We start from the raw sequence: 23,637 nt of genomic DNA on the forward strand, positions 1-23,637 counted from the left end.
TCGGGTGACGGTTCACGTTCTGATAGTCACGAGGCCGCGCAGACGGTGGGCGGCGGCCATGACTCTGTCATACGTCCGGAAGGTGACCCGTGTCCGTGGGCGACATCAGCAGTGCACGTCCGTTGCGCCATGAGCCGGCCGTGGGGGCGGCCGGGCAGATCCTCGTGCTGGTCCTCCTCGGCGCGGTGGCGGGGCTGGGGCTCGTGGGGTGGCTGGCGGGTCTGGCGTTCGCGGTCGCCACCTGGGCCGTGCTCGTCCGCGCCCTGGCCCGTTCGTGGCCCGCGCCGGCGCCCTTCGGCCCGGCGAACGCCGTCACCCTGGCCAGGACCACGCTCGTGGGGGGCGTGACGGCGCTCGTCGCCGACCTTTTCGTGAGCCGGCCCCCGGCCCTGGCCCTGGTCGTCCTCACCGCTGTGGCGCTGGCGCTCGACGCGGCGGACGGCCAGGTCGCCCGGCGCACCGGGACGGTGTCGCAGCTGGGGGCGCGCTTCGACATGGAGGTGGACGCCTTCCTCATCCTGGTGCTCAGCGTCCTGGTGGCCATGTCGATGGGGCCCTGGGCCCTCGCGATCGGCGCCATGCGCTACGTCTTCGTCGCGGCCGCCCGGGTGCTGCCGTGGCTGAACGGGCCGCTCCCGCCGAGCATGGCCCGAAAGACGGTGGCCGCCCTGCAGGGCGTCGTCCTCCTCGTCGCCGGCGCCGGGATCATCCCGCCCGGGCCGGCGCGGGCGGCGGTGGCGGTGGCGCTGGCCACGCTCGTCTGGTCCTTCGCCCGGGACATCCGGTGGCTGTGGCGCGTCCGGGTCCCGGCCCCCGGGGCGATGTCCCCGCAGGCGGCGCGCGAGAGCGTCTGACGCCCGTCCGCACGCCGCCCGTCCGGGACGTGTCCCGTACGACCGTGTCCCCGCGCGGACGTCGTCCCGCACGTGTCCCGTACCTCCACGCTCCCCGGCCGTACGGCGGACGACGCGGCCCCGGCCGGCATCTGCCGGCCGGGGCCGCGTCGCGCCGTCACCGCGGGCCGTAGGCGGTGAGGAAGCGGTCGCGGAAGGAGTCCATCCGCCACACCGGGGCCTGAGGACCGGGCTTCAGACCGTCCTGCCAGCCCCAGCCGGAGGTACGGGCCAGTACGGCCGGGTCACGGGCGACGATCGCGATCGGCACGTCACGGCCGTAGCGTTCGCGGGTGACGGTCGGCACGGGCTGGTGGTCGCCGAGGAAGACGAGCACGGTGTCGTCGTCGCCGTACTTCTCCACGTACGAGATGAGGCTGGTCAGCGAGTACTCGATGGCACGCCGGTACTCGGCGCGCACCTGGGCGGGGTCCCGCCACACCTCCTTCGGGTCCTTGCCCGCCTCCTTGACGGCGTCGTAGACCGAACCGTCCCCGACCTCGTCCCAGCCGACGGTCCTCGGGACGGGCGCCCAGGGATGGTGGCTGGAGGTGAGGATGATCTCCGCCATCAAGGGGTCGCGGCCCTTCTTCCCGTGCTCCAGCCGCTCGAAGGCCGAGAGGCTGAACTGGTCGGGCACACGGGACCAGCTGAACCTGGGGCCTTGGTACCCGAGGTTCCGGGAGTCGTAGACGTTGTCCAGACCGTAGAAGCGCCCCTCCGGCCAGGCCATTGTGACGCCGGGCATGATGCCGACCGTCCGCCAGGCGTCCGTGCGGCGGAAGGCGCTGGTAAGGGTCAGGCGGTCGCCGCCGGTCAGGTCGCCGTAGCGCTGCTGGTTGTGGATCCACAGCCCCGACGCGAAGGTGGAGTGCGCCAGCCAGCTGCCGCCGCCCGAGGTGGGGGAGGTGAGGAAGGCGCTGCGGGAGGAGAATCCGGCGGCGCCCAGCCGTCGGGTCCCGTCGTCGAGCACCGCGCCGACCTCGGACGCCATCTCCGGGTCCTCGATCGCGTTGCGGCCGTAGCTCTCGATGAAGACGAAGACGACGTCCTTGCCGCGCAGCCCTGTGAGCAGCCGCTCGGGCGGAGTGTCCCGGAAGGCGTCGACGGCGGACTCCCTGGCGAACGCCTTGCGGTCCTCCCAGCCGGCGCGCACCTGCTGCGCACGGCTCTGCACGAAGCCGGCCGTGTTGCGGGAGGCGACCGGGGAGCCGGAGAGCTGCACACCGAGCGCCGCGCAGACGACCCAGACGGTCCCGAGGACCAGCGTGGCCCGGGTCGCCACGGCGCCGTGCCGGACCACGAGGCGGCTGAGCCGCAGCACCGACCACGCCACCAGGACGAGCAGGACGACGACGCCGGCCACGGCCCCCGCCACGACCCAGAGCGCACCGGTCCGGCCTATGGAGTCGCCGAGGAAGTCCTCCGCGTCGCCGAGCAGGACCCAGTCGAGCGTGGGGTCGAACGGCCGGGCCAGTACGGACCGGAAGCCGATGTCGAGGAGCTTCAGGACGGTCAGCGCTCCCAGCACCGCACCGGCGAGCAGGGCCACCGCGCGCCTGGCCCCGGCCCGCAGCACGAGGATCAGCGCCGCTCCGCACAGCGCCTCGACGGGTATGCCGGCGAACGCGCCGGGGGAGAGGCGGGCCGGGTCGTTCGGCAGCAGCAGGACGCCGAGCACGAGCACGGCGGCGAGCGCGGTGTTCACCCGCCCCGCGATCCGCCACAGCTCCGGGTGCCTGCCGCGCGGACCGCCGGCCACGGCCCCGGGGCCGGCCGCGCCGGGGCCGGCGGGGGCCTCGGCGGTGGCCGCGGTGGCGGTGCCGTCCGGGGGCGGGTCCCCCTCCGTGCCCGAGGTGTCCGCATGGGGCAACTGCCGGGAGCGAATCCAGATCGACACCCGAAGGTCCTTCCGTACGAGGCCAGGTGGCACGGCGGCCGGACCCGTGGGTCCGGCCGCCGATATCTGTACGGCTGGTCGCCGCTTTCGTCTCAAGCGGGGTGAAGCCCCTCATGGCCCGGAGGAGTCGCGGGCCCGCGGGGAAGGGCGCGAGGGCACTCGCGCCGACGGGACGCCCCACGGCGCCCCGCACCGGCCGGAAACACGCGTTGACGGCGTCCGAACGCCCCAAATACCTTTGCGGCAAGGTCGATCGGTGTGGCTGGACGGCCGTGTGGCTGGACGACGGTGTGGCTGGACGGGGACGTTACGTGGGCAGCGGCGGGGACGGCATTCCCGAGGGCACCGACCTCACCGAGCTGCTCGCGGTCCGCCCCGAGCAGTTGCGCCGCCACCCCCGGCTCCTCTACGCCCGGCGGGCGGGCGAGGCGGCCGCCCTGGCCCGGGCCTACGCGCGCGGTGGTACGTCGCGGACGTACGACGACATCGCCTTCCGCCACTTCTCCGCCTGTCCGCCCCACCCGTTCGGGAGCGTGGAGACGCTCGCCGGCCTGGCCGTCGCACGTGAACGCGGAAGGAACCTGCGTCTGCCCGACGACCTCGCGCGACTGGCCGGGCAGCACGTCCACCTGGCCCACCGGCGCCTCGTCGTGCCGGACGGGGAGTTCCGGTACGGGATCCGCAACGGTCTGGTGCACTCGACGTCCCTGAGCGGCGACACCGTCGACGTGTTCCCGCTGTGGGCGCCGAGCCGCTCGCTGGAGGGGGCCGCCGAGGACTCCGACGTCATGGTGCAGCCGACCGGGCGGTTGAGCCGGCTCGCGACCGACTCCCGCTGGCTCCCGCTGGCCGAACTGGTCGCGGCAGGGCGCTTTCCGGTCATGCGTGAGGCCGCTCCCCTCCTCAGCCGGGGCACCGCCCCCGGGCACCACTACGTGTTCGTCTCGCACCGCTGGCTGAGCACACGGGAGCCGGACCCGGACGGCGAACAGGCCAGGGCGGTCGCCTGGCACCTCTTCGGTGCCCTCTGCGAAGCCGTCCGGATCGCGCACGAACGGGGACTGCACACACCGCGCCGCTACCTCGGCGCCCTGCGGGCGCCGGTGGGCCCCGCCGGGTCGGACCTCGTCGAGTCGCTCCTGGTCGGCCTGTTGCGCCCCACCCTCGGCGAAGAGGGCCTGGCGGAGGCGGCCGCCGAGGCGGAGCGGATCGAGGAGCACGTCGCCGACCTCGGGGCGGGACAGGCACGCGGCGACACGGGACTGGCGTTCCTCCGCGGCCTGCTACCGCGGCTGCCCGCCCTGCGGGCCCTGGTCGGCCGCGTCCGGCTCTGGTACGACTACAGCTGCGTACCGCAGGCTCCCCGCACCGATGCCGAGCAGCGGCTCTTCGAGCGGACGATGCGCGGCCTGCCCCTGCTGCAGACCGTCGCCCGCACCCTGATCGTGCTGGACGACACCGCCGACTACCTCAGCCGTGCCTGGTGCCATCTGGAAGCCTCGACGGCCTTGCTCACCACGTTCAGCGACCGCCCCGACGTCCTGGCGACACCCCACTACAGGGACCGCCCCGACGTCCCGGACCCGGAAGCACTCGACAGCCTGCTGCGCGACCGGCGCCTCGTCGTATGGCGCGGCCTGCTGGACACCGAGCTGTTCGGATTCCAGACGCCGGCCGAATGCCTGCGCCGCCTCGGTCTGTCCATGACGGACCCGAACGACCTCGACCACATCTACGACGCCCTGCTGGCCGCCCCGCCCCCGCTGGGCCGCCTGGCCCAGGAGGCGCTGGTCACCGGGGCCTTCCCGCTTCCCGACACCGGCGACCGCGGCTTCCTCGCGCCGTCGCCGGAGTACCGCCCCTCCCAGCCGGTCGGGCCGGCCCCGCGGGGCCGGGTCCTGGGGTCGCTCGACTGGCGCGAGGGCATCGACGCCCGGCGTGCCGCCCGGGCCCGTGCGACCTCCGGAGTCCCGTCGTACTGGAGCCTGCCGGCGTCCGGCGGTTCGCGGCCCGCCTGCCATGTCGCGGTCGTCGCCGAGTGCGAGGGCGAGGCGCTGCTGATCTCCTCGTGGGTGCGCGGGCATCTCCAGGAACTGGCCGGGCTGCTGGGGGTGACCGTCGTCTCGGGGAGCTGGACGTCCGTCGACCCGGTCCCGGTCGGCCATCTGCCCGACGGAACGCTGCGAGGGGTCGCCGTGAAGGCCCAGGTCTGGGCAGTCGTCGGGAAGTCCCACCTGGTGCGCAACGACCTGGGCCAGACGATCACCGAACTCGCGTCGGAGGCCGGTGTTCCCACCGTGGCCGTGCACATGGACCTGGAGAAGGACAACGTGCGCGTCGGCGACCGGAACGCCGCGCCGCCCGAGCAGCGGGCCCTGCTGGTCTCCGCGCCCGGTGGTCCGCCCGTCCACCGGCACGGGCTGCTGCACATGCACCTCTTCCGTCACCTGCTGCAATCGGAGGCCCCGGTCGCATGAACGACGAGCTGCCCGGCCCGCGCGACGACGGGCCCGCACAGAACCTGTTCCGGGCCCTGTCCGCCGCCCACCGGGCGGGTGACGACAAGAGGTTCCGGGAGCTGTGCCGGGCGAACGCCGACTGGCTGGACGCCCACCGGGTCCATTGGACCCGGGTCCCGGAGCGTCTCCGGCAGACGTTCCGGCGCGATCCGGAACGCTTCCAGGCACATGGCCGCCTCATGATCCGGGTGGCGCGGGAACTGGACGCCGCGGGCAGGCCCGCGGCCCTGCGGCGCATCACGGGCGGCGGGGACCGGTCGCCCCACGAGAAGCTCCACGAGGCGGAGGTCCTCGCCGAGGCCGGCGAGCACGCGGCATGCCGGACGGTGCTGCTCGCACTGCTCGGCGAGTGGTCGGGAAACGACGCGTGGGCGGCGGAGATACACAGCCGGCTCGCCGTCTGCGCGGCCAGGACGGACGACCTCGACTCGGCCGTACACCACGCGGGTGAGGCCGACCGCCTGCACCGGAGAGCGGGAAGGCCTCGCACCGCGACGACGGTGATGCTCGAAACCGCCCTCGTGGCACGGGCGCTGCGCGCCGGCACGTCCGGCAGCGTCCGGCTGGCCGAGTGCCGCGAGGCCATCACACAGGCCCAGATCCTCAGCGACCGGGGCCGGTACGCGGCCAGCAACAGGGTCCTTCGGCGCCTGCTCGCACAGGGGGAGCACGTGCCGCCCGGCGAGGACCCCGCGGGGCACTACCGCGGCAAGATCTACGGTCTGATGGGACTCAACCACTTCCGCTCCGGGGACCGCCCCGCGGCCGCGGTGTGGACGCGGGCGGCGCTGGAACAGTGCCGGCACGAGCGGGACGAGCTCGGCGTGGCGGTGTACCAGGCGAATCTCGACGAGATCGACGGAGCCGCGCCCGGCGCCGCGGCCCCGCCCGCCCGGCCGCCAACGCCCTGATCCGAACGCCACTCGCCGATCGTGCCGGGCTCGCGACGCCTGGCACCGCGCCTCGCCGCGTTGTCGTCGGTCGACGACGCTCCGCGTCGCCTCCCTCCTCCGCCTTGCTATGCACGGCACCAAACGCCACTCGCTCATCCGGCCCGATCGGCACGACACCCCCTAGACTCGGCGGATGGCGAAGTACTTCGACGTGCACCCCGAGAATCCCCAGCGGCGCACCATCAGCACGGTGGCCGACAGCATCCGCTCCGGCGCGCTCGTCGCCTACCCGACCGACTCCTGCTACGCGCTCGGCTGCCACCTGGGCGACCGCGAGGGCATCGGCCGGATCCGGACGATCCGGAACCTCGACGACCGCCACCACTTCACCCTCATGTGCCAGAACTTCGCCCAGCTGGGGCAGTTCGTGCACATCGACAACGACGTGTTCCGCGCGATCAAGGCGGCCACGCCCGGCAGTTACACCTTCATCCTGCCCGCCACCAAGGAGGTGCCGCGCCAGCTGCTGCACCCCAAGAAGAAGACGGTCGGAGTCAGGATCCCGGACCACGCCGTCACACAGGCCCTGCTCGCCGAACTCGGCGAACCACTGCTGTCCAGCACCCTCCTCCTGCCCGGCGAGGAGGAGCCGTTGACACAGGGCTGGGAGATCAAGGAACGGCTCGACCACGTGGTGGACGCCGTGCTCGACTCGGGCGACTGCGGAACGGAGCCGACCACGGTCGTCGACTTCTCCGGCGGCGATGTCGAGATCGTACGCCGGGGGGCGGGCGACGTGACGCGCTTCGAGTGACCCCGCCGCCGCGCGGTCCGGTCACCCCCGTCCGGCGCGGCCGGGTGCGCGGCCCGGACGCCGTACCCGCGAAGCGTCACCCACCTGGGGCGCCCCCGATGGCGCGGACGGGCCGGCGCCTGCTTCCTGGACCCTGAGGGGCACCCGGGAGGAGAGCGAGCGTCCATGGAGCCGAAGGCCGAGCGGCTGCAGACGCCGCGGGCCGCCGGGCTGGCGGGAGCCGTGTTCGCGGTGCTGCTGGCGGCGGCCATCGTACTGATGCGCGTCGCCGTGCCGGAGGGAGACGCCGCCGACGCGGCCGTCCCCTCCGACCGGCGCTGGGCGGTGCGCCTGGCGCTGGAGATCGTCCCGTTCGCGGGAATCTTCTTCCTCTGGTTCATGGGCGCTCTGCGCGCGCACGTCGGCGACGCCGAGGACCGGTTCATCGCCACGGTGTTCCTCGGCAGCGGACTGGTCTTCGTCGCCACCCTCTTCGCGGCCGCCGCCGCCGCGGGGACGGTGCTGGACGAGAGCTCGCCCTCCGACTTCGGCCGTCACTACGCGTACACACTGCTGACCACCTACGCGCTGCGCGTGGCGGCGGTGTTCATCTTCACCATCTCGACGATGGGACACCGCCTGGGGGTCTTCCCGCGCCCGCTCGCCGTGCTCGGATACGTGGCGGGACTCGTCCTGCTGGTGGTGGGGTCGGGCGTCCCCTGGTCCGAGCTGGTCATGCCGGTCTGGGCGCTGATCGTCAGCGCCCACATCATCCGGGCCGCACGTCACGCGGCCCGTGCCGGGGCCGGGGGATGAGGGCGCCGCGGGCGTTCCCCCCGGGGGACGTCCCGGCGAGCGGCCCGGCGGCCGTACGCGCATGCTGGAAGGGCGGGGACGAGACGGGGGCCACGGAAAGGCTGATCCTCGGTGAAGCTTGTCGTAGATCTGAACCGATGCCAGGGCTACGCGCAATGCGCGTTCCTCGCACCGGACGTGTTCACGATGCATGGCGAGGAGTCGCTCCTCTACGACCCGCAGGCCGACGACGAACACCGCGACACAGTGGCCCAGGCCGTCGCCGCGTGCCCCGTCCAGGCCATCTTCGTGGACGCGGTGGACGCGGTGGACGGGACCGAGCCGGCCACGAGGAGCGAGCGGTGAGCCTGGACGGAGCGCTGGAGCGGCTCAAACGCGAGGGACGCATCGTCGTCGTCGGAGCGTCGCTGGCCGGCCTGCGGGCCGCGGAGACACTGCGGGAGAAGGGCTTCGCCGGTTCGCTCACACTCATCGGCGCCGAGCCCTACGAGCCGTACGACCGGCCACCGTTGTCCAAGCAGGTCCTGCTGGGCAAGGCGCGCGCCGACCGTACCGCCCTGCCCCGGAGGCGGGAGCTGAACGCGCGGTGGCGCCTCGGCGTTCCGGCGAGCGGCCTGGACATGGCGGGCCGGCGCGTACGGCTCGCCGACGGCGACGAAGTGGAGTACGACCGCCTGCTCATCGCCACCGGAGTGCGGGCCAGACCGTGGCCGCAGGAGAACGAGGCGGAACTCGACGGGGTGTTCGTCCTGCGCGACCGCGACGACGCCGTGGCGCTGGAGCGCCGGCTCTCGCAGCGCCCCCGCCGGGTGCTCGTCATCGGCGCCGGGTTCACCGGCTCGGAGATCGCCTCCGCATGCCGGGAACGGGGGCTGGAGGTCACGGTCGCCGAGCGCGGCGACGGCCCGCTCGTCGGGGCGCTCGGCGGGGTCATCGGCGAGGTCGCCGCGGAGCTGCACCGGGAGCACGGTGTCGACCTGCGGTGCGGAGTCATGGTGACGCGCCTGGAGGGTGATTCCGCGGGACGCCTGCGGGTCGCCCACCTCTCCGACGGAAGCACGGTCGAGGCGGACGTCGCGGTGGTCTCGCTCGGCGCCACCCGCAACACCGAGTGGCTCACCGGTTCCGGGCTCGGCGCGGGCCCCCGGGGCATCGCGTGCGACGCCGGCTGCCGGGCGTTCGACATCCGCGGCATCGTCACCGACGACATCTTCGTGGCCGGCGACGTCGCCCGGTCCCCGCACCCGCTGTTCGGGTACCAGTTCCTGTCCCTGGAGCACTGGGGCAACGCCGTCGCCCAGGCGGAGGTCGCGGCGCACAACATGGTGAGCGACAGCGCGGACCGCCGCCCCCACATGTGGGTGCCGGCCTTCTGGTCCTCGCAGTTCGGCGTGAACATCAAGTCCGTCGGAGCGCCCTCGATGGGGACGGAGATCCTCATCGCGCAGGGTTCCCGCTCCGAGCGCAGGTTCACCGGCGTCTACGGCTACCAGGGGCGGGTCATCGGCGCCGTCACCTTCGACCAGTCCCGGTGGCTGCCGTTCTACCAGCGGCTCATCGAGACCACCGCTCCGTTCCCTCCGCCCTTCCCCACGGTGGACCGCCGTCCGGGAGGACAGCGCCCGATGCCCGCGGACTTCCCCGACCCCTCGGTGCCCACCCACGGACCGACCGTGACCCTCAGCGGCTACTCGCCGGCCGACCAGCGACTGACCTTCCGCCCCGCCGGGCACTGAGCCGAAGCCTTCGAGGAACCCCCATGACGCAAGCCACCCTGCGGCAGATCATCGACTACTCCAGTCGCGCCGACCCGTACCCGCTGTACGAGGAACTCCGCCGCACGCCCGTGTTCCACGACGGGGACGGGCCGTACGCCATCAGTACGTACCACTGCATCCACAGCCTCCTGCACGACCCCCGGATCAGCTCCGACGCGCGCAACCTGACCTCGACGGCGGGAGACCCGCTGGCCGGTCAGGAGGAGAGCACCGCTCTGCCGCCGAGCTTCCTGCGGCTCGACCCTCCCGACCACGACCGGCTGCGCCGCATGACGAACCGGCCGTTCGGGCCGCCGCACTCGCCGCGGCGCGTCCACGAGATGCGCGGCGAACTGCACGGCATCGTGTCGGGGCTCATCGACGGGATCGAGGGCACCGAACGCGTCGATCTGGTCGACCAGTTCTCCTACCCGTTCCCGGTGACCGTGATCTGCCGGCTGCTGGGCGTGCCCCGGGAGGACGAACCACGCTTCCACACCTGGGCGGAGACCATCGCCGCAAGCCTGGACCCCGACCCGGACGCGGACCCCGCCGAGCGGGGGAGCGTGTCGCACAACGCCCGTATGGAACTGGGCATGTACCTGGCCGGGCTCATCGAGGAGCGCCGCAGAAAGCCGGGCGACGACATGCTCTCCCAGCTGGCGACCGTACAGGGGCCCGACGGCGTCATGACGACCATGGAAGCGCTGAGCACCTCGGCGCTCCTGCTGATCGCGGGGCACGAGACGACGGTCAACCTCATCACCAACGGGATGCTGACGCTGCTGCGCAACCCCGACGCGCTCCAGCGGCTGCGCGACGACCCCGCACTGTCCGTCCCCATCGTCGAGGAACTCCTGCGCTTCGAACCGCCGGTGCAGCTGCTGCCCCAGCGCACCACGCTCACCGACATCGAGGTCGCCGGGGTCACCATCCCCAAGGGCGCGTCGCTCTGGCTGATGCTGGCGGCGGGGAACCGCGACCCGCTGCGCTTCGAGGATCCCGACCGGTTCGACCCGGACCGCAAGGACATCCAGCACCTGGGCCTCGGCAGTGGTATCCACAGCTGCTTCGGGGCCCCGCTGGCGCGGCTGGAGGCCCAGGTCGCCCTGGGCGAACTGGCCCGCAGACTCGTCAACCCCCGGCTGCTGGAGGACCCGCCCCCGTACCGGCAGAACGCGGTGCTGCGCGGGCCCCGCCACCTCCCGATCGCCTGCGACGACATCCGGCCGTAGGGAAGCCGCCTTCCTGGCACGCCGACCGGTGCCCCGCCGCGCGGACGAGGCGGGTTACGAGGCGTGTTACGAGGCGCAATACGCGCGATGCGCGGCCCGGCTGCCCGGACGGTCCGACCGTCCGGGCGCCGAGGGGCGCCCTTTCGCCCACCCCCTCCGCGCCGGACGGCGCGCCTCCGTCGGGCGGAACGGGTGTCCGTGCGCCGCGGACCTCCGGCCGCTCCTCCGGCCGCTCCTGCGGCGTCGACGGTCCGCCGGGGCGTCCCGGGGGGAGTACCGTCGGGGCGGGACGTGACCCGGGCACCCATGGTGCGGGTGCCCGGGCCACCGGGAGATCAGGTCGTCCGGGCCCTCAGGTCGTCATCAGCGCCGGCAGCCCGGTCCAGGGCCGGGGTTGCGGCGGCCCGCCCGGGGCGTGCGCGGGGATCGGAGCACGTCTTCTCCTGTGCCGGCTGTGCGGCGTCGGGGACGGTGGACCGGAACGGGTGGTCGGCCGTGGTACGGGGCCGGGGGCCCTGGCGAGCCCCCCCGGTCGCCGAGGGCACCCGAGGGGGAGCCGGCCCCGCCGCCGGCCCGGCCGGTCAGGAGCGGCGCGGCCGCGGCGTTGTCCCGGGACCGCGCCCCGGGGCCCGAGGAGGGCCCCACCGTCACCGCGTCACGGTCCATTTCTGGTTGGCGGCTCCGGTGCAGGTCCAGATCTGGAGCCGGGTGCCGTTGGCGGAGCCGCCGCCGATGGCGTCCAGACACTTGTCGGCCCGGGGGTTGACGATGTCGCGGGCGGCGGGGACGGCCCATTGCTGGGCGGCGCTGCCGTTGCAGTCCCACAGCTGGACCGGGGTGCCGTCGGCCGTGCCGCCCGATGCCACGTCCAGGCACTTGCCGAGGGCCCGGATCGTTCCGTCGGAGCCGACGGTCCAGCGCTGGGCGGCCGAGCCGTTGCAGTCGTAGAGCTGGACGGGCGTGCCGTTGGCGCTGTTGGCGCCGGGCACGTCCACGCACTTGCCGCCGACGCCGGTGATGGGGCCGCCCCCGCCCGGCTGGCCGGCGTCGCTGCTGACCCGGACGTAGTCCACCAGGAGCTGCTGGGGCAGGACCGTGCTGCCGTCGGGGTCGCCGGGCCAGTAGCCGCCGACCGCCAGGTTGAGGATCACGAAGAAGGGCTTGTCGAAGACCCACTGGCGCCCGCCGAGGTCGGCCGGGGTGCGCCGCTGGTAGACGGTGCCGTCGACGGACCAGGTGATCGCGTTCGGGCTCCAGTCGACGGCGAAGGTGTGGAAGGCGTCGGCGAACGCCTGGCCGCCCGGGAGGCTGTAACCGGCACCGATGCCGCCGGATCCGGAGTAGCCGGGGCCGTGGAGCGTGCCGTGGACCGTGGAGGGCTCGAAGCCGACGTTCTCCATGATGTCGATCTCGCCCGAGTTGGGCCAGCCGACCTGGCCGATGTCATTGCCCAGCATCCAGAACGCCGGCCAGATGCCCTGCCCGCGCGGGATCTTCATCCGCGCCTCGACGCGTCCGTAGGTGGTGGTGAACCTGCCGGACGTGTTCAGCCGGGCGGAGGTGTACTCGCACCTCCCGTACCAGCACTGGTAGTTGCCCGGGTTCTCCCGGCGTGCGGTGATGACGAGGTTGCCCTGGCCGTCGAGCGCGGCATTGCGATTGCCCGCGGTGTAGTACTGCCGCTCGTGGTTGCTGACGTTGTCGCCCGTCTCGATCTGCCATTTTCCGCTGTTGACGGCGGACCCCGCGGGCCCGTCGAACTCGTCGGAGAACGTGACGGCGGCGGCCGCGACCGCCGGGGTCACGGAGGAACCGGCCGCGGGGGCGGCCGCGCCCTGGGCCGGCCCGGTGGAGAGCGACGCGACGGCGACGACCGAGAGGAGGGACAGCAGCAGGCGTTTGGACAGGCGCGAGGGGTCCATGAATTTTCCCTTCCGGAACACGAGGGGGGCGTCGTCATTACGTGTACATGACAGACGTGGGGCCGGATGGTCGGTGTGTCGGCGGGGCGGGGGCGGCGGGCGCGTCGAGGGTGGGGTGCCCCCTTAGTTCACTTCGTGATTTAAGAAGTGAACAAATATCCTGTCAAGGGTTTGGTATGGACCACATCGTCGAACGGTCACCGGGGGAGCGCGGGGCGAGGGGCGATTAAGTATTTGGTCATAGGTATGTGGTCATGGTGAAATGGACTCCATGACCCCCGCCAGCGCGTCCGACCAGGACATCCGTCGCATCGCCCACGGGCTCGCGACCGTCCTGCCCGCGCTGCACCGGGCGCTCGACCGGCGGTTCGCCCATGACGCGGACTTCCCGCACCCCAGGCTGCCCGAGGGCCGGCTGGCGCTCCTGCGGCTCGTCGGCGAGCGCGAGGGCATCACCGTGCGCGAGGCCGCCGGTGAACTGCTCATGAAGCCGAACAACGTGAGCGCCCTGGTCTCCCAGCTGGTCGGCATGGAGCTGCTGGAGCGCCGGCAGGACCCGGCGGACAAGCGGGTGGCCCATCTGTATCCGACGGCCGAGGCCCGGCGACGGACCGCACAGGCCGGAGAGCTCAAGGACGGGTATGTGATCGAGGCGCTGCACGCGCTCACCGATGGGGATCTCGACGCCATCGGTTCGGCGCTCGGCGCCCTTCAGGGACTGGCGCGGCGCATCCAGCCGTAGTCCGCTCCCTCAACCGCCTCAAGAAGCAAGGCACTTCCATGCCCTCCACCTCAGTGGACCGCTCAGCCCTGCCCACCGCCCTCCCGCCCGACGCCCCGGGTGCCCCGGGTGCCCCGGACGCCCCGGGCGGCCGGCGCGGCAACCCCTGGCTGACGCTGGTCGCGGTCGCCTTCGGTCTGTTCATGGTCGGTCTGGACGGCTCCGTCGTCTCGATCGCCAACCCCGAGATCGGCCGTGATCTGCACGCCTCGACCGCCGACCTGCAATGGGTCACCAACTCCTACCTGCTGGCCCTCGCCGCCGCGCTGATCCTGGGCGGCAAGCTCGGTGACCGCTTCGGCAGGCGTACGTACTACCTGATCGGCGTCGCCGGCTTCACCCTCGCCTCCGTCGCGATCGGCGTGGCCGGATCCATCGAGGGCGTCATCGCCTTCCGGGCCGTCCAGGGCTTCTTCGGCGCCCTGCTGATGCCCAACACCCTCGGTCTGCTGCGGGCGGTCTTCCCGCCCAGGAAATTCGGCATGGCGGTGGGTATCTGGGCGATGGTGTCGTCCGTTTCCACGGCGCTCGGCCCCATCGTGGGCGGGCTGCTCGTCGAGCACGTCTCCTGGGAGTCCGTCTTCTACATCAACGCCCCGATCGGCCTCCTCGCGCTCGGCTTCAGCGCGCTCGTGCTGCCGCAGAGCAAGAGCCCGGTGGGCGGCGGCCACCGCTTCGATCTGGCCGGGGTCGTCCTGCTGGCCCTGGGGCTTCTCGCCGTCGTCTTCGGCGTCGTCAAGGGCGAGACCTGGGGCTGGAGTTCGGGCAGCACGCTCGGTGTGCTCGCCGTGGGCGTGGTGGTCCTGCTTCTCTTCGGCTGGTACGAGACGCGGGTCGAGCACCCCCTGCTGCCGATGCGGCTGTTCCGCAGCCCGGCGCTGACCATCGGCACGGTCATCACCGCGGTGAACTTCTTCGTCCTGCTCGGTGTGATCTTCTTCGTCATGCTCTACCTGCAGAACGTCCGCGGCTTCACCCCGGTGGAGGCCGGTATCCGTACGCTGCCGCTCAGCCTGGCCTCCGTCGTCGCCTCGCCGCTGGGCGCCAAACTCACCGAGCGGTTCGGGGCCCGGCTGACCATGCCGCTCGGCATGGTGCTCCAGGGCGCGGCCTCGTTCGGCATGCTCGCCTGGGGCGTGGACTCCCCGTACGCCGTGATGTGGCCCCCGTTCATCGCCCTGGGGCTCGGTGTGGGCATGGTGATGGCCGCCTCGTCCGACGCCATCGTCGGGAACGCCCCCGTCCACGACGCCGGAGTGGCCGGCGGTCTGCAGGCCACGGCACTTCAGGTCGGCGGGGCGCTGGGCACCTCCGTGCTCGTCTCCCTGATCAGCGGCCGGGTGGGCGCCACGCTCACCGGTGAACTGGCCTCCGCGGGAGTCCCCGCGCCCCTGGCCGAGCAGCTGCGCGAGGCCAAGGACGCGGTGGCGATGGGCGTGGCGCCGGTCTCCGGCGACATGCCCGCGCAGCTCCGGGCCGCGGTGGCCGAGGGCAGCGGCCAGGCGTTCATCAACGGTGTGCACACCGCCGCGCTCGTCACCGGGGCGCTGTGCGTGGTCGGCGCCGTTGTCGCCGCGGCCGGCGTACGCCGTGAGAAGGAGACCCCCGCCGCATAGCGGGCGCCGGGAGACACCGGCGCGGACGACCCGGTTCACGTGACGCCGGGGCCGACGGCACGGCCGACCGGCCCCGGTCTCATGTCAGCAGGGGCCGGTCCTTCGGGGAGACCGGGGCCGGGAGCTCGGTGAAGCCGGAAAGGAAGCGGTCGGTGGCAGCGGCCGCGGCCCGCCCCTCCGCGATGGCCCACACCACGAGGGACTGGCCGCGCCCCGCGTCACCCGCCACGAAGATCCCGTCCGCCCCGGTGGAAGCCGTTCCCTGCGCACGGCCGCCCCCCTCGTCCCCAGCGGGCGCCTGGGCCCTGAAGGCGTCGTCCCGCGCGAAGTTGCCCCGGTCGTCCCTGGCGAGACCGAGCTGCCGCATCAGGCCCGGGTTCCGCTCCGGGCCGGAGAAGCCGAGGGCGAGCAGGACCAGCTCCGCCGGGAGCACCCGCTCGGTGTCCGGCCGGGGCCTTCTGGCCTCGGGCTCCACCTCCGTCAGGTGCAGGGCGCACACCTGACCGTCGCGCCCCTCCTCGAAGCGGAGCGTGGCACTGGAGAACAGCCTCGGATCCGTACCCTCCCGGCCCCGGGCCTCCTCATGGGCGTGGGAGATCCGGTAGACCTTCGGGTACGTCGGCCAGGGCTCGGCGTCGCTCCGGGAGCCGACCGGTTGCGGATTGATGTCCAGCTGCACCACGGAGGCCGCGCCCTGGCGCAGCGCCGTGCCCAGACAGTCCGAACCGGTGTCCCCGCCGCCGACGATCACCACATGCCTGCCCTCGGCGCTGACGGGGGACGAGGTGTAGTCGCCCTCCCCGACCCGGTTGGCGAGGGTCAGGTACTCCATCGCCTGGTGGATGCCGCGCAGCCGGCGGCCGGGCACCGGAAGCTCCCGTTGCCGGGTCGCCCCGACGGCGATGACGATCGCGTCATGGCGCCTGCGGAGCTCGGTCGCGTCCAGATCGCCCCCGACGTCTGCGCCCGTGCGGAACTTGGTGCCCTCCGCCCGCATCTGCTCGATGCGGCGGTTCAGATGCCGCTTCTCCATCTTGAACGAGGGGATGCCGTAGCGGAGCAGCCCGCCTATGCGGTCCTCGCGCTCGTAGACGGCCACGGTGTGGCCGACGCGGGTGAGCTGCTGCGCCGCGGCCAGCCCCGCCGGGCCGGAGCCGATGACGGCGACGCTCTTGCCGCTCAGCCGCTCCGGGGGGAGCGGCGAGGCGTATCCGCGCTCCCAGAACTGGTCGGCGATGGCCTGCTCGACGTTCTTGATCGTCACCGGATCGGCGTTGATGGTCAGCACACAGGCGTCCTCGCACGGCGCCGGGCACAGCCGGCCGGTGAACTCGGGGAAGTTGTTGGTCGCGTGCAGGCGCTCGGCGGCCGTCCGCCAGTCGCCGTGGGCCGCGTACGCGTTCCACTCGGGGATGAGATTGCCCAGCGGGCAGCCGCTGTGGCAGAACGGAATGCCGCAGTCCATGCATCGCCCCGCCTGCTCCGACACGAGCGGAAGCAGGGCCTGGCCCGCGTAGACCTCGTGCCAGTCGTTCAGCCGCTCGTCGACGGGACGCGCCGGGACGGGGCGACGGGGGGTTCTGAGGAAGCCGAACGGATCGGTCATGCGCCGCCTCCCTCGCCGGCTCAGGGTGCGCTACGGCGTTCTGGTCAGCCTACGCCCACTTTGTTCGGGTTTCACCGGTCGGCGCCCTCAGACTGCCGGATCCGGGCGCCCGCGTGTCCCTCCGGCGGCCGGGCTCTCGAGAACGGCCACCGTCATGGCGCCGGGTTGACGGCCACCGGTTGACGGCCACCGGTTCACGGCATCGGTCCATGGCAGCGGTCCATGGCCACCGGTTCACGGCCGCCGCCGATGGCGGAAAGGTCCTGGGTCCCCGGCGGCGTGAGAACCGGGAACCTGCCTCGGACCGGTCAGCCCAGCGCCCTGTCGAGGGTGAAGGCGGCGCTGATGAGCGCGAGGTGGGTGAACGCCTGCGGGAAGTTGCCGGTCTGCTCGCCCGTCCGGCCGATCTCCTCCGCGTACAGACCGAGGTGGTTGCCGTACGTCAGCATCTTCTCGAACGCCAGCCGGGCCTCGTCGGGGCGCCCCGCCCGGGTGAGTGCCTCCACGTACCAGAAGGAGCAGATCGAGAACGTGCCCTCCTCGCCCCGCAGCCCGTCCGGGCTGGCCTGCGGGTCGTAGCGGTAGACCAGGGAGTCGGAGACCAGATCCTCACCCAGCGCGTCCAGTGTGGACAGCCACTTCGGATCGGTGGGGGAGATGAACTTGGCGAGCGGCATCATCAGGACGGAGGCGTCCAGGACATCACTGTCCTCGTGCTGTACGAAGGCTCTCCGCTCGTCGGACCAGCCCCGCCCCATGATCTGCCGGTAGATCCGGTCCCGGGCCCGGCTCCAGCCCGCCATGTCGGCGGGCAGCCCCCGGTGCCGCGCCATCCGCATGGCCCGCTCGATCGCCACCCAGCACATCAGCCGCGAGTACAGGAAGTTCCTGCGCCCGCCCCTCGTCTCCCAGATGCCCTCGTCGGGCTGGTCCCAGTTCGCGCACACCCACTCCACCAGCTCGCAGACGGTGTCCCAGTGCGCGCTGGAGATCGGCTCCCCCCACTTGTCGTAGAGGTAGACCGAGTCGATGAGCGCGCCGTAGATGTCCAGTTGCAGTTGGCCGACGGCGTCGTTGCCGACACGTACGGGCGCCGAGCCCTGATGGCCCTCCAGATGCAGCAGTTCACGTTCGGGCAGCTCACGGCGGCCGTCGACGCCGTACATGATCTGCAGCGGCGCACCGCCGTCGCGCGCGAGGGAGACGTGCTCGAAGAGGAAGCGGGTGAACGCCCTGGCCTCGTCGGTGAAGCCCAGCCGCAGCAGCGCGAAGACGCAGAACGCGGCGTCGCGGATCCAGACGTACCGGTAGTCCCAGTTCCGTTCGCCGCCGATCAGCTCGGGCAGGCTCGTCGTGGGCGCGGCCACGATGGCGCCGGTCGGCGCGTAGGTGAGCAGCTTCAGCGTCAGCGCGGACCGGTGCACCATCTCGCGCCAGCGGCCGCGGTAGCGCGATGTCGACAGCCATCGCCGCCAGTAGCGCACCGTGGCCTCGAAGAGCTCCTCCGCCTCCGCCACGGGGCAGGCACGTGGCATCAGGTCGCCGTCGAGCCGGTCGAGCGCGAAGACGGCGGTCTCCCCCTCGTGCAGCTTGAACAGCGACCACATGTCCCGGCCGTCGTTCTCGACCGGCACGCTGGAGGTCAGCGCGAGCGTGAGGTCCGGGGACTCGAAGACCGGATGCCCGAGCAGTTCGCGGACCGTGTGCGGCTGGGACCCGTAGGCGAAGCGGGGAGCCACGCAGGCGCGGAACGGCAGCGATCCGCGGACGCAGACCACCCGCCGGACCAACCGGTGCCGGTCGGCCTCGCGCGGGTCCCCGGTGATCGGCATGAAGTCCTGGACCTCACCGACCCCGTCCTCCGCGAAGAACCGCGTGATCAGCACGTTCGTGTCGGGGAAGTAGAACTGCTTCGTGCGGGCGGGCACGTCCGGGGCCAGCTCGAACGAGCCGCCCTTCTCGGCGTCCAGGATGGACGCGAAGACGCTCGGCGCGTCGAAACGGCCGCAGCAGTACCAATCGATCGTGCCGTCCGTGCCCACCAGTGCCGCGCTGCGCAGATCCCCGATCAGCCCGTGCTCCGAGACGGGAAGGTACCGGGGGGTACGCCCGTCCCCGGCACCCCGGCCGGCGCCGGGGAGCCCCGTGGTCGAATCGGCCCGAGCGCTCACGGGTCCTCCTCCGCCGCAGCAGCGTGTGAGGCTGTCCACCCGCCCTCATTCTAGGTCCCTCCCCCCGGATCCCGCCGGTCTCGCGCGGCCCCGGCGGGCGGTGAACCGGGCGGAGGCGGACGGGCTGCGCGCCAGGGGGAGGGCGGGGCCGTCGCAGCGGACACCGGACTGCCCGCCCCGAGCCGCCGGCGTGCAGCGGTCGGCGTGCAGCGGTCAGCGCTCGGCGTTCCGCACCGGTCCGGGCCCGTAGCTCTGGTGCCGGCCCAGGAGTTCGGCCAGGCCCCGGCGGGTGGCGGCCAGGACGACGCGGTCCTCGGGCCGCAGGACGTACCCGGGGTGGAGGTCCCAGACCAGGCCCGTGGGGCGCCGCGCGCCGTCGACGGTGCGCGGGGTGGTGAGATCGGGGCGCCGCTCGGCGGGGGCGGTGGTGTCCAGGGCGAGCACGCGCCAGGCGCCCGGCCGGAAGGCCTCCTCGATGGTGCGGCCCTCCAGCCGCGGGTGGCCGGCCACGTCGAGTGCCGCGAAGACCAGGACCTTGCGCTCCACCGGTATGGCGCCCAGGATCTGCCGGCCCATCATCGCCCCGGCGAACGCGGGCGCGGCCAGGTGGGAGACGCTCCGGCTGCGGGTGAGCGCCTCCGGGTGGGCGGCGCGCAGCGTCCGGTAGACGGCGGTGGCGAAGTCGTCGTCGTACAGCCGCAGCGCCACGCGCAGGTCCGCCCTGACCGTACGGGCGTACAGGGCGGCCTCCAGGTTCGTGGTGTCGGAGCTCGTCAGGGCCAGCAGGGCGTGTGCCCGGTGGATCTTGGCCGCTTCCAGCACTCCCTCCTGCGTGACGTCGCCGATCACGGTCGGCACCCGCAGCCGACGGGCCAGCGCGACCCCGCGTGCCTCCGGGTCCTCCTCCACGCACACGACGGGGATGCCGAGGTCCCGCAGCTGGGCCAGGACGCGGGTGCCGATCTTGCCGAGGCCCAGCAGCACGACGTGGTCCGACAACCCGCGCGGCGGGCGGCGCAGGGCGGAGGCGCTGCGGAACGCGCCCAGCGCCTCCAGCGCGCCGGCCACGAGGAGCGGCAGAAGAGCGAGGCCCACGAGGCCGGAGAGCAGTTGGAGCACCTGGCGTGTGGTGCTCTCGCCCACCGCAGGTTCGTTGATGGAGAAGAGGTCCAGCAGGGTGACGTAGGCGGCGTGCAGCGGATCGTCCCCGGTGGCCAGCCATGAGGTGACCGCCAGGGCGAGCACGGCCAGCGCGGTGCCGGCCACGGCCCAGCGCAGTCGCCGGGAGAAGAGCTCGGAGAGCGGCACGCCCCGGCCCGTGAGACGGCGCGCCGGCAGGACCGGCCCGGTGTGGGTCACGGCTTCGAGGACGATCGTGGCGCGTCCCGTGGTGGCGCCGACGGTCCGGGGATCGGGCAGCAGTTGGGGCCCGGCCGTGCCGCTGCTGTCCGAACCCTCCTCTCCGGCCGGGTCGTTGGTGGTGGCGGAGAGCAGGGCGAGGGTGCACAGACCGGGATCGGGGGTCTCGCCACGCCCGGGCGGGGTGCGCTCCACGGCCCGCAGGAGCAGTCCGTCGGCCCGGACTATCTTGCTCGTACCGGCCACGGCGGTGGCCGCCAGGGCGGGAGCGGCGGTGTCGGCGTCGGAGAGCACGGTGGTGGACGCGTCGAGGGCGCTGGGCTCCAGATCCGGCAGGGCGACGAGAGCGGCCTGGTCGAGCAGCTGCTCCAGGTGCTGGCCGAGTTTGCGGTTGTAGAGCCGGATCACGATCCGCAGGCCGGGGTTGAGCCGGCGGGCGACGAGCGCGGCGCGGATGTTCGTCTCGTCGTCGTCGTACACGAGGGCAAGGGCGGCCGCCCGGGGCACGCCGGCCGCCGCCAGCACCGCCTCGGTGGGCTCGGCGGCCTCCACGGACGCGGGACCGGCCGCCTGGGGAGCGGCCGGCGTGCCCGCCATGACGGCGGAGACCCGCCCGAGGAGAGCGGAGGCGCGGCCCTGCGCCGGAACGGAGAGCCGTGGACCGAGCGCGGGCCCCGCGCCGGGGCGGACCAGCGTGACCCGTTCCCGGTAGACGTCACGGAGCTCCGCGGCCAGCCGGTGGGCCAGCGCGTCGTCACCGCAGACGATCATGTGTCCGGCGGGGCCGTCGGAGGGGTACTGAGGGGCGAGTGAGGGCACGTGCGTAGCGTGCCCCGTCCGGTGCGCCGACGGTACGGAAACGATCAGTCAGTGATCGGCCGCACACGCGTGTCCTGCGCACGCCCTCCCGGAAACTCGCAGAGGAAGCGGTCGATCGCGGTGTTACCGGGCGAAAGGGGGACGCGAAGGCAGGTGTCCCAGGGTTTCCGGTGCCGCGGGGTGGCCGCCCCCGGCGCGGCCGGGCGGGACGCTTCCGGGGCGCGGGGCGGGCGTGGGCGCGCGGGGCCGGCTCCGGGGCGTGGGACGGGTGCGGGCCGCCCGGGGCCGGTTCCTGCTCGCCGAGCCGTCCCCGTACCTCCCTGGCCGTCCGTGACCGGCCAGCGGGAACGCGGGGCGCGGCGGCCCCGGCTGCCGGGGGTGCTGACGGGCAGGGTCCGGGAGCACCTCGCCGCAATGTCTCGGATAGGGTATTTCAGTAGGAAACGAGCCCCCCGGGGTTAGGTCGGTGCGTTGGACGCTCACCAGTCGACGAGCCAGGTTCCGGAACAGCCACTGGCGGCTGTCGGGTACGCCGGTGTGCTCCGCGACCTGCTGCCCATCGCGCTGTGGCGGGAGGACGCGGAAGGCCGGATCGCGGAGTGGTCGCTGGCCGCCCAGGACCTGCTCGGGCACCGGCGCGAGGACGTGATCGGCCGCCCCGCCACGGCCCTCCTGGTCCCCGAGTCCAACCGGCTGCTGGCCGCCCAGCTGACCCGCCGGGTCCAGGCGGGCGAGACGGTGGTCGGAACCCTCCCGGTGCGGCACCGGGACGGACACCAGGTGACGATGGAGATGTGGATCGTGCCCGCCACCGACGGGCGGGGACGGCCCGGGACCCTGCTCATCGCCGTGGAGACCTCCGAGGTCCTGCGGATGCGGGACTCGCTGGCGGCCCTGGAGAGCCTCTTCACCCAGTCGCCCATCGGCCTGGCCACGCTCGGCCCCGACCTGCGGTTCATGCGGGTCAACGACGCCCTCGCCCGGATGAACGGGGTCTCACCGGCGGAGCACCTGGGCAAGCGGCTGACCGAGGTGGTGCCCGGCGTCAACGCCACAGCGCTGGAGTCGATGATGGGGCAGGTCCTGGACCGCGGCACGGCCGTCGTCGACGCACGCCGCACCGGCCGGACCGCCGCCGACCCCGCCCGCGAACGGACCTGGTCCTGTTCCTACGCCCCGCTGCTCGACAGCGCCGGCCAGCGGCTGGGACTGATCGCCTCACTCATCGACATCACCGAGGGGCAGCAGGCGCTGGTCGACGCCGAACGGGCCCGGGGACGCTTCGCCCTGCTCGCCGAGGCCGGCACCCGCATCGGCACCACCCTGGACCTGCGGCAGACCGCGCAGGAGGTGGTGCAGGTCCTGGTGCCCCAGCTCGCCGACTCGGCCGATGTGCAACTGCTGGAGGAGGTCATCGCACCCGACGAGGCCGCCGGGTCCAACCGGGGAGTGGTCCGCCGGCTGGCGGCCGCCTTCCCCGACCCGGCCGCCCCCCGGGCGAAGCTCGCGGCCGGCATGACATTGCAGATTCCGCTCGGCTCGGTGTACGAGCGGTTCATCTCCGACGGGCGGCCGGTCAACCTGTACCAGTCCGACGTCCCGGCGCTGATCACCGACCCCGGGGCCGACAAGCTGCGCGCGTACCTGATGAACCGCATCGGCGCCGCGCGGCTGATCCCGCTCGTGGCCCGCGGCAAGGTGCTCGGCGCGGTCGTCGTGACGCGGGTGCGCGACCGTGAGCCGTTCGACGAGGAGGACTGCGTGCTCATCGACGAACTGGTCGCGCGCGCGGCCCTGAACATCGACAACGCCCGCATGTACACGAGCCAGCGCGAAGCGGCCCTCACCCTGCGGCGCTCTCTGACGAACAGCGCCCTGCCCGATGTCGGCGGCCTCGCCCTCACGGGCCGCTACCTCCCCGCCAGCCACCACGACGTCGGCGGCGACTGGTTCGACGCCATCAGCCTCCCCGACGGCCGGACCGGGCTCGTGATCGGGGACGTGATGGGCCACGGCGTCCACGCGGCGGCCGTCATGGGACAACTGCGCACGGCTGTACGGACCCTGGCCCGGCACGACATCGCCCCGGAGCGGATGCTCCGCTCCCTCGACGAGGTGGTGGCGGAGCTGGGGGAGGACGAGATGGCCACCTGCGTCTACGCGGTGCACGACCCGGAGTCCGGCGCGTGCGAGATCGCCAGAGCCGGCCACCCCCCGCCCGCCGTGGCCGCGCCGGACGGGACGGTCTCGTTCCTCGACGGGCTGCCCGGCACACCGCTGGGCACGGGAGGACGCGAATTCCGGACCGAGCAGGTGCCGCTGCCCCCGGGCAGTCTGCTCGTCCTGTACACCGACGGTCTCATCGAAGCCCGCGACCGGGACCTCGACGAGGGCATGGAACAGCTCGCCCAGGCCCTGGCGCACCGTCACCAGCCGCTGGAGGAGCTCTGCGACCACCTCCTCGGCCGGCTGCTGCCGGGGGCGGCGCAGGACGACGTGGCGGTGCTCCTCGCCCGTACCCTGCCGGCCTGACACCCCGTCGTACTCCGGGAGCGGC

General features: G+C 73.2%; 16 protein-coding genes. 11 read left to right on the forward strand and 5 right to left on the reverse strand.

Annotation, left to right across the window (positions count from 1 at the left end):
• The first annotated feature begins 89 nt into the window (after window positions 1-89).
• Entirely contained in the window at window positions 90-854 is a 765-nt protein-coding gene (locus PUR26_RS19445; protein WP_329873679.1) for a CDP-alcohol phosphatidyltransferase family protein, read from the forward strand.
• Window positions 855-1,011: 157 nt separating this feature from the next.
• Here PUR26_RS19445 and PUR26_RS19450 read toward each other — a convergent pair whose 3' ends face one another.
• Entirely contained in the window at window positions 1,012-2,793 is a 1,782-nt protein-coding gene (locus tag PUR26_RS19450; protein WP_329873680.1) for a sulfatase, read from the reverse strand.
• Between the two features lie 290 nt (window positions 2,794-3,083).
• Here PUR26_RS19450 and PUR26_RS19455 point away from each other — a divergent pair, with 290 nt between their 5' ends.
• The 7 genes from PUR26_RS19455 to PUR26_RS19485 all read left to right on the forward strand — a co-directional run bounded on the left by PUR26_RS19455 (window position 3,084) and on the right by PUR26_RS19485 (window position 10,806).
• A complete protein-coding gene (locus PUR26_RS19455; RefSeq protein ID WP_329873681.1) occupies window positions 3,084-5,270 on the forward strand; it encodes a hypothetical protein in 2,187 nt (728 codons plus the stop codon).
• Window positions 5,267-6,223, forward strand: coding sequence for a hypothetical protein (locus tag PUR26_RS19460; protein WP_329873682.1), 957 nt, complete (start codon window positions 5,267-5,269; stop codon window positions 6,221-6,223). Before PUR26_RS19455 ends, PUR26_RS19460 begins: the two co-directional genes overlap by 4 nt.
• Window positions 6,224-6,398: 175 nt before the next feature.
• Complete coding sequence (locus PUR26_RS19465; RefSeq protein WP_329873683.1) at window positions 6,399-7,019, forward strand: L-threonylcarbamoyladenylate synthase; 621 nt, start codon at window positions 6,399-6,401, stop codon at window positions 7,017-7,019.
• A 165-nt stretch (window positions 7,020-7,184) separates the two neighbouring features.
• The gene (locus PUR26_RS19470) at window positions 7,185-7,814 is read left to right on the forward strand and encodes a hypothetical protein (RefSeq protein ID WP_329873684.1); all 630 of its coding nucleotides are present in this window, start codon (window positions 7,185-7,187) and stop codon (window positions 7,812-7,814) included.
• A 111-nt stretch (window positions 7,815-7,925) separates the two neighbouring features.
• On the forward strand, window positions 7,926-8,159 hold the full coding sequence (locus tag PUR26_RS19475) for a ferredoxin (protein ID WP_329873685.1): 234 nt from the start codon (window positions 7,926-7,928) through the stop codon (window positions 8,157-8,159).
• Window positions 8,156-9,550 carry an NAD(P)/FAD-dependent oxidoreductase gene (locus tag PUR26_RS19480; RefSeq protein ID WP_329873686.1) on the forward strand — a complete coding sequence of 465 codons (1,395 nt, stop codon included), beginning with the start codon at window positions 8,156-8,158 and terminating at the stop codon, window positions 9,548-9,550. Before PUR26_RS19475 ends, PUR26_RS19480 begins: the two co-directional genes overlap by 4 nt.
• 23 nt (window positions 9,551-9,573) lie before the next feature.
• Window positions 9,574-10,806 (forward strand): cytochrome P450, encoded by a 1,233-nt coding sequence (locus PUR26_RS19485; protein ID WP_329873687.1) that lies wholly within the window; start codon window positions 9,574-9,576, stop codon window positions 10,804-10,806.
• A 647-nt stretch (window positions 10,807-11,453) separates the two neighbouring features.
• On the opposite strand, the gene PUR26_RS19490 is transcribed toward PUR26_RS19485, so the two are convergent.
• Window positions 11,454-12,728, reverse strand: a complete 1,275-nt coding sequence (locus PUR26_RS19490) for a ricin-type beta-trefoil lectin domain protein (protein ID WP_329873688.1) — start codon at window positions 12,726-12,728, stop codon at window positions 11,454-11,456.
• Window positions 12,729-12,999: 271 nt separating this feature from the next.
• Between PUR26_RS19490 and PUR26_RS19495 the strand changes: the two genes are divergently transcribed.
• Complete coding sequence (locus tag PUR26_RS19495) at window positions 13,000-13,470, forward strand: MarR family winged helix-turn-helix transcriptional regulator (protein WP_329873689.1); 471 nt, start codon at window positions 13,000-13,002, stop codon at window positions 13,468-13,470.
• Window positions 13,471-13,508: 38 nt separating this feature from the next.
• On the forward strand, window positions 13,509-15,125 hold the full coding sequence (locus tag PUR26_RS19500) for an MFS transporter (protein WP_329873690.1): 1,617 nt from the start codon (window positions 13,509-13,511) through the stop codon (window positions 15,123-15,125).
• A gap of 79 nt (window positions 15,126-15,204) precedes the next feature.
• On the opposite strand, the gene PUR26_RS19505 is transcribed toward PUR26_RS19500, so the two are convergent.
• The 3 genes from PUR26_RS19505 to PUR26_RS19515 all read right to left on the reverse strand — a co-directional run bounded on the left by PUR26_RS19505 (window position 15,205) and on the right by PUR26_RS19515 (window position 21,032).
• Window positions 15,205-16,731: a glutamate synthase subunit beta gene (locus PUR26_RS19505; protein WP_329873691.1), complete on the reverse strand. Its 1,527-nt coding sequence runs from the start codon at window positions 16,729-16,731 to the stop codon at window positions 15,205-15,207.
• A 308-nt stretch (window positions 16,732-17,039) separates the two neighbouring features.
• A complete protein-coding gene (locus PUR26_RS19510; protein WP_329873692.1) occupies window positions 17,040-18,902 on the reverse strand; it encodes a glycoside hydrolase family 15 protein in 1,863 nt (620 codons plus the stop codon).
• Between the two features lie 213 nt (window positions 18,903-19,115).
• Window positions 19,116-21,032 (reverse strand): NAD-binding protein, encoded by a 1,917-nt coding sequence (locus PUR26_RS19515; protein WP_329873857.1) that lies wholly within the window; start codon window positions 21,030-21,032, stop codon window positions 19,116-19,118.
• Window positions 21,033-21,551: 519 nt separating this feature from the next.
• Between PUR26_RS19515 and PUR26_RS19520 the strand changes: the two genes are divergently transcribed.
• A complete protein-coding gene (locus PUR26_RS19520) occupies window positions 21,552-23,612 on the forward strand; it encodes a SpoIIE family protein phosphatase (RefSeq protein ID WP_329873693.1) in 2,061 nt (686 codons plus the stop codon).
• The last annotated feature ends 25 nt before the right edge of the window (window positions 23,613-23,637 follow it).

It is taken from the genome of Streptomyces sp. SP18CS02 (genome assembly GCF_036322365.1).
GTDB lineage: Bacteria > Actinomycetota > Actinomycetes > Streptomycetales > Streptomycetaceae > Streptomyces.

Bases quoted from the DNA above. Each gene is read 5' to 3' on its own strand.
- PUR26_RS19460 (WP_329873682.1), top strand. From the start codon at position 5,267: ATGAACGACGAGCTGCCCGGCCCGCGCGACGACGGGCCCGCACAGAAC.
- PUR26_RS19465 (WP_329873683.1), top strand. From the start codon at position 6,399: ATGGCGAAGTACTTCGACGTGCACCCCGAGAATCCCCAGCGGCGCACC.
- PUR26_RS19470 (WP_329873684.1), top strand. From the start codon at position 7,185: ATGGAGCCGAAGGCCGAGCGGCTGCAGACGCCGCGGGCCGCCGGGCTG.
- PUR26_RS19485 (WP_329873687.1), top strand. From the start codon at position 9,574: ATGACGCAAGCCACCCTGCGGCAGATCATCGACTACTCCAGTCGCGCC.
- PUR26_RS19490 (WP_329873688.1), bottom strand. From the start codon at position 12,728: ATGGACCCCTCGCGCCTGTCCAAACGCCTGCTGCTGTCCCTCCTCTCG.
- PUR26_RS19495 (WP_329873689.1), top strand. From the start codon at position 13,000: ATGACCCCCGCCAGCGCGTCCGACCAGGACATCCGTCGCATCGCCCAC.
- PUR26_RS19500 (WP_329873690.1), top strand. From the start codon at position 13,509: ATGCCCTCCACCTCAGTGGACCGCTCAGCCCTGCCCACCGCCCTCCCG.
- PUR26_RS19505 (WP_329873691.1), bottom strand. From the start codon at position 16,731: ATGACCGATCCGTTCGGCTTCCTCAGAACCCCCCGTCGCCCCGTCCCG.
- PUR26_RS19515 (WP_329873857.1), bottom strand. From the start codon at position 21,032: ATGATCGTCTGCGGTGACGACGCGCTGGCCCACCGGCTGGCCGCGGAG.